A 5,051-nucleotide genomic window follows, 5' to 3' on the forward strand; every position below is an offset into this window, starting at 1 on the left:
GAAAGATTATTTAGTCCAATTATTTGGAGAAAGAGGCTAAGCAGATGATTGATTTAAAAAGGAATCTTTTCAAAATTGATGTCCGGGCACAAAAGGATGAAGAGAAAGTTTTCATGCGTACGGCGTGGCAAACCAACCGACAGCTCTGTATTTCAGGGCTGTTTTATGATATAATAAGGGCTTAAGAGGTTAGAGGATGAAAAGATTTCGTTTTGAAACCATTCATTTAATTATGATGGGCTTGATTTTATTTGGATTGCTAGCGCTTTGCGTTAGAATTATGCAGTCGAAAATGCTGATCCTATCAGCCATTTTTCTTGTATTACTATTTGTTGTTGCACTTCTTTGGTACCAAAAAGAGGTTTACGAATTATCAGATTTAGATCACATTGAATTATTAAATGAGCAGACAGAAGATAATCTCAAAACACTTTTAGATAAAATGCCTGTTGGTGTTGTTCAGTTTGATCAAGAAACTAATGCCGTTGAGTGGTATAACCCTTACGCCGAGTTAATTTTTACGACAGAAGATGGTCTTTTACAGAATCATTTAATTCAACAAATACTCACTGAAAAGCGTCGAGGAGACATTTCGCAGACATTTGAAGTTTCTGGTAATAAGTACACGTCCTATATTGACGTCGCGTCGGGAATTTTCTACTTTTTTGATAGTTTTGTAGGCAATAGACAATCTGCTGATGCTAGCATGTTAAGACCTGTTGTCGGCATTATCTCTGTTGATAATTACGATGATCTCACAGATGATCTATCTGATGCGGACACCTCCAAGATTAATTCGTTTGTAGCGAATTTTATTGACGAATTTATGGAGTCAAAACAGATTTTTTATCGTCGCGTCAACATGGACCGTTATTATTTCTTTACGGATTTTAAGACCCTAAAAGCATTAATGGATGATAAATTTTCTGTTTTAGAAGAATTTCGCAAAGAGGCTCAGGAAGCACAGCGCCCCTTGACCCTTAGTATAGGTATCTCATTTGGCGAAGAAAAACATAGCCAAATTGGACAAGTGGCTCTTGAAAATCTTAATATTGCGCTTGTTCGAGGAGGGGATCAGATTGTCATTCGTGAAAATGCGGATCACACCAATCCTATTTACTTTGGTGGCGGTTCTGTATCAACGGTTAAACGCTCTAGGACACGTACCCGGGCGATGATGACAGCTATCTCAGATCGTATTAAGATGGTGGACAATGTCTTTATTGTCGGGCATAGAAAACTCGACATGGATGCCTTAGGTTCTGCTGTTGGGATGCAGTTTTTTGCAAGCAATATTATTGAAAATAGTTTCGCGGTGTATAATCCGGATGAAATGAGTTCAGATATTGAGAGAGCTATCGAACGTCTTCAAGCTGACGGCAAAACTCGTCTCATTAGCATTTCGCAAGCCATGGGCTTGGTAACTCCAAGATCTCTTTTGGTAATGGTTGATCACTCTAAAATTTCACTGACCCTGTCTAAAGAATTTTATGAGCAATTCGAAGATGTTATCGTTGTGGACCACCATAGAAGGGACGATGATTTCCCAGATAATGCTATTCTAACCTTCATCGAAAGTGGGGCAAGCAGCGCAGCCGAATTGGTGACAGAACTCATTCAATTTCAGAATGCCAAAAAACGGTTAAATAAAATTCAAGCCAGTGTTCTAATGGCTGGTATTATGCTTGATACTAAAAACTTTTCGACACGTGTCACAAGTCGAACTTTTGATGTCGCTAGTTATTTAAGAAGCAAAGGGAGTGATAGCGTTGAGATTCAAACTATCTCAGCTACAGATTTTGATGAGTATAAACAAGTCAATGAAATTATCCTCCAAGGGCAGCGTCTAGGTGATAGTATTATTGTGGCAGCGGGTGAAAATGGAAAACTTTACAGCAATGTGATTGCTAGTAAAGCGGCGGACACCATATTGTCAATGGCACATGTTGAAGCTAGCTTTGTGTTAGTAGAAACAGAATCACACAAGATTGCCATCTCAGCTAGAAGTCGCAGTAAGATTAATGTTCAGCGTGTGATGGAAAAATTAGGAGGTGGGGGTCACTTTAATTTGGCTGCTTGTCAATTGACAGACATTAGCCTTCCCCAAGCTAAAGCGTTATTATTAGAAACTATTGATAGTACAATGAAAGAGACAGGAGAGGTGGAATCATGAAAGTTATTTTCTTAGCAGATGTTAAAGGAAAAGGAAAAAAAGGGGAAATCAAAGAGGTCCCAACAGGCTATGCTCAAAATTTCCTTATTAAGAAAAATTTAGCTAAAGAAGCAACTAGTCAAAGCATCGGTGAATTAAAAGGAAAACAGAAAGCCGAAGAAAAAGCTCAAGCTGAAATTTTAGCAGAAGCTCAAGCAGTTAAGGCTACTTTGGATGAAGACAAGACACGTGTTCAATTTCAAGAAAAAGTTGGCCCAGATGGACGTACATTTGGTTCCATCACAGCTAAAAAGATTTCAGAAGAATTGCAAAAGCAATTTGGGGTAAAAGTTGATAAACGTCATATTATTTTAGATCATCCTATCCGTGCTATTGGTTTGGTTGAAGTTCCTGTGAAATTACATAAAGAAGTAACAGCTGAAATTAAATTGGCTATCACAGAAGCATAAGAGACAAAACGTAATAAGATTTGGAGGTGTTGAGGTTGCCTGAAGTAGCTGAATTACGAGTTCAACCCCAAGATTTATTGGCAGAACAATCTGTCCTAGGCTCAATCTTTATCTCGCCTGATAAGCTGATTACAGTGAGAGAATTTATCAGTCCAGACGATTTTTATAAGTACGCTCATAAAATTATCTTTCGGGCAATGATTACCCTCAGCGATCGTAACGATGCCATTGATGCAACAACTGTTAGAACAATTTTAGATAATCAAGGAGACTTGCAAAACATTGGCGGTTTGTCCTATATTGTTGAATTGGTCAATAGCGTTCCAACAAGTGCCAATGCTGACTATTATGCTAAAATTGTTGCTGAAAAGGCGATGTTGCGTGATATCATTGCTAGATTGACAGATACTGTCAACTTGGCGTATGAAGGGGCTTCTGATTCAGAAGACATTATTGCTGGTGCAGAAAGAGCATTAATTGAAATTAATGAGCACAGTAACCGTAGCGGTTTTCGTAAAATTTCAGATGTGCTAAAAGTTAACTATGAAAATTTGGAAGCTCGTTCGAAGCAGACTTCTGATGTCACTGGTTTACCAACGGGCTTTAGAGATCTTGACAAAATTACAACAGGTTTACACCCTGATCAACTCATTATCCTAGCCGCTCGTCCAGCAGTAGGTAAAACAGCTTTTGTCCTTAACATTGCCCAAAATGTAGGCACGAAGCAAAAGAGGGCTGTTGCTATTTTTTCTTTGGAGATGGGAGCAGAGAGTCTTGTTGACCGTATGTTGGCAGCTGAGGGAATGGTTGATTCGCATAGCTTACGGACAGGTCAATTGACAGATCAAGATTGGAATAACGTCACCATTGCTCAAGGAGCTTTGGCAGAAGCACCGATTTATATTGATGACACGCCAGGTATTAAAATCACTGAAATTCGGGCAAGGTCACGAAAATTGTCCCAAGAAGTTGATGGCGGTTTAGGACTGATTGTAATTGACTACTTACAGTTGATTACAGGAACCAAACCAGAAAATCGGCAACAAGAAGTGTCAGATATTTCAAGACAGCTTAAAATCCTAGCTAAGGAATTAAAAGTGCCAGTTATTGCCCTTAGTCAGCTTTCCCGTGGTGTTGAACAAAGACAGGATAAGCGACCGGTTCTATCAGATATTCGGGAATCGGGATCTATTGAGCAAGATGCAGATATTGTGGCCTTCTTATACCGTGATGACTATTATCGGAAAGAGGGCGAAGAAGCTGAAGAAGCTATTGAAGACAATACCATTGAAGTAATTCTTGAGAAAAACAGGGCAGGAGCGCGTGGAACAGTGAAACTCATGTTTCAAAAAGAGTATAATAAATTCTCAACCATAGCCCAATTTGAGGAAAGATAAGAAAGAGAGAAAAAAATGAGTGATGCATTTGCAGATGTTGCAAAAATGAAGAAAATTAAAGAAGATATCAAAGCCCACGAAGGGCAACTAGTAGAGTTAACGCTTGAAAATGGTCGTAAACGTGAGAAAAATAAGATTGGCCGATTGATTGAAGTTTACAGTTCGTTATTTATTATTGAATATAATGATAGTTCAGATGTCCCAGGAGCAATCAATAATTCCTACGTTGAATCTTATACTTATTCAGATATTTTAACTGAAAAAACATTGATTCGTTATTTAGATTGATTTTTGCCTCATAGAGGCTTTTTCTTTACAGAAAATTGACAGTACTGTCAACGATAACAAGATCTTTTGTCTCTACTATTCTCTATTCTGGTAAATGTCCTGTAAAAGAGAGCAATTTTTGGATAGATTGATTGTGAAAAGGAGATCTCATTATGGACAAACAAACTATTTTAGCCCTAAAGTTAAAAGATTACCGAGATAAGAATGGCTTGACGCAAGCGCAATTAGCAGAGCAACTTGAGGTATCTGATAAAACCATATCGAAATGGGAAAATGGTGAAACTTATCCGAGTAAGCCGAATATGTTGGCAATCTCAGAGCAATTAGGTTTTTGCATTGAAACACTTTTGATAGAGAGTCAAGAAAAAAACAGCCGAGGATTAAGAATTGGAAACTACCTTTTAGATTATTTCTTTCTGTTGATGGCGATCGTCTTCATTATCATAACTATAACATCTCATAACATAGTCTTTTTATCATCAGTAGTTATTTGTCTCATATTTGGGCTTAAAAAGATAAACTGATAATTATATCGTAAGAACTATTCCCGTTGTTGTTTATCCCAATTATGATAAGGGTTTGCTGAACAGTAAAAAGAAAAATCGCCACGATAAAGCAGCGATTTTTCTCTTTTATGAGCCTCAAAAAACGTCAAAGCGTTATAATAGTTAGTGCAAATATCTCTATTAACGAGGTCTCACTATGCACATTATAACACAACTCAATCTCTTTGAAGACCAAGAA

Annotated in this window: 6 protein-coding genes; all 6 read left to right on the plus strand. The window is 37.8% G+C overall.

Annotated features, from left to right (window positions below; all coding sequences use genetic code 11):
* Positions 1-44 precede the first annotated feature (44 nt).
* Complete coding sequence (locus ACYTR8_RS10015) at positions 45-185, plus strand: hypothetical protein (RefSeq protein WP_479642101.1); 141 nt, start codon at positions 45-47, stop codon at positions 183-185.
* Between the two features lie 11 nt (positions 186-196).
* Positions 197-2,173, plus strand: a complete 1,977-nt coding sequence (locus ACYTR8_RS10020; RefSeq protein WP_111717828.1) for a DHH family phosphoesterase — start codon at positions 197-199, stop codon at positions 2,171-2,173.
* On the plus strand, positions 2,170-2,622 hold the full coding sequence (gene rplI / locus ACYTR8_RS10025; RefSeq protein WP_111717826.1) for a 50S ribosomal protein L9: 453 nt from the start codon (positions 2,170-2,172) through the stop codon (positions 2,620-2,622). The genes ACYTR8_RS10020 and rplI overlap by 4 nt, the downstream gene beginning before the upstream one ends.
* 35 nt (positions 2,623-2,657) lie before the next feature.
* A complete protein-coding gene (dnaB, locus tag ACYTR8_RS10030; protein WP_041789162.1) occupies positions 2,658-4,019 on the plus strand; it encodes a replicative DNA helicase in 1,362 nt (453 codons plus the stop codon).
* 15 nt (positions 4,020-4,034) lie between these two features.
* Positions 4,035-4,307, plus strand: a complete 273-nt coding sequence (locus ACYTR8_RS10035) for a Veg family protein (protein ID WP_003055136.1) — start codon at positions 4,035-4,037, stop codon at positions 4,305-4,307.
* Positions 4,308-4,459: 152 nt separating this feature from the next.
* Positions 4,460-4,831, plus strand: a complete 372-nt coding sequence (locus ACYTR8_RS10040; protein ID WP_111717822.1) for a helix-turn-helix domain-containing protein — start codon at positions 4,460-4,462, stop codon at positions 4,829-4,831.
* Positions 4,832-5,051: the final 220 nt, after the last annotated feature.

Source organism: Streptococcus sp. F2 (assembly GCF_056500955.1).

Bases quoted from the DNA above. Each gene is read 5' to 3' on its own strand.
- ACYTR8_RS10015 (WP_479642101.1), top strand. From the start codon at position 45: ATGATTGATTTAAAAAGGAATCTTTTCAAAATTGATGTCCGGGCACAA.
- ACYTR8_RS10020 (WP_111717828.1), top strand. From the start codon at position 197: ATGAAAAGATTTCGTTTTGAAACCATTCATTTAATTATGATGGGCTTG.
- rplI (WP_111717826.1), top strand. From the start codon at position 2,170: ATGAAAGTTATTTTCTTAGCAGATGTTAAAGGAAAAGGAAAAAAAGGG.
- ACYTR8_RS10035 (WP_003055136.1), top strand. From the start codon at position 4,035: ATGAGTGATGCATTTGCAGATGTTGCAAAAATGAAGAAAATTAAAGAA.
- ACYTR8_RS10040 (WP_111717822.1), top strand. From the start codon at position 4,460: ATGGACAAACAAACTATTTTAGCCCTAAAGTTAAAAGATTACCGAGAT.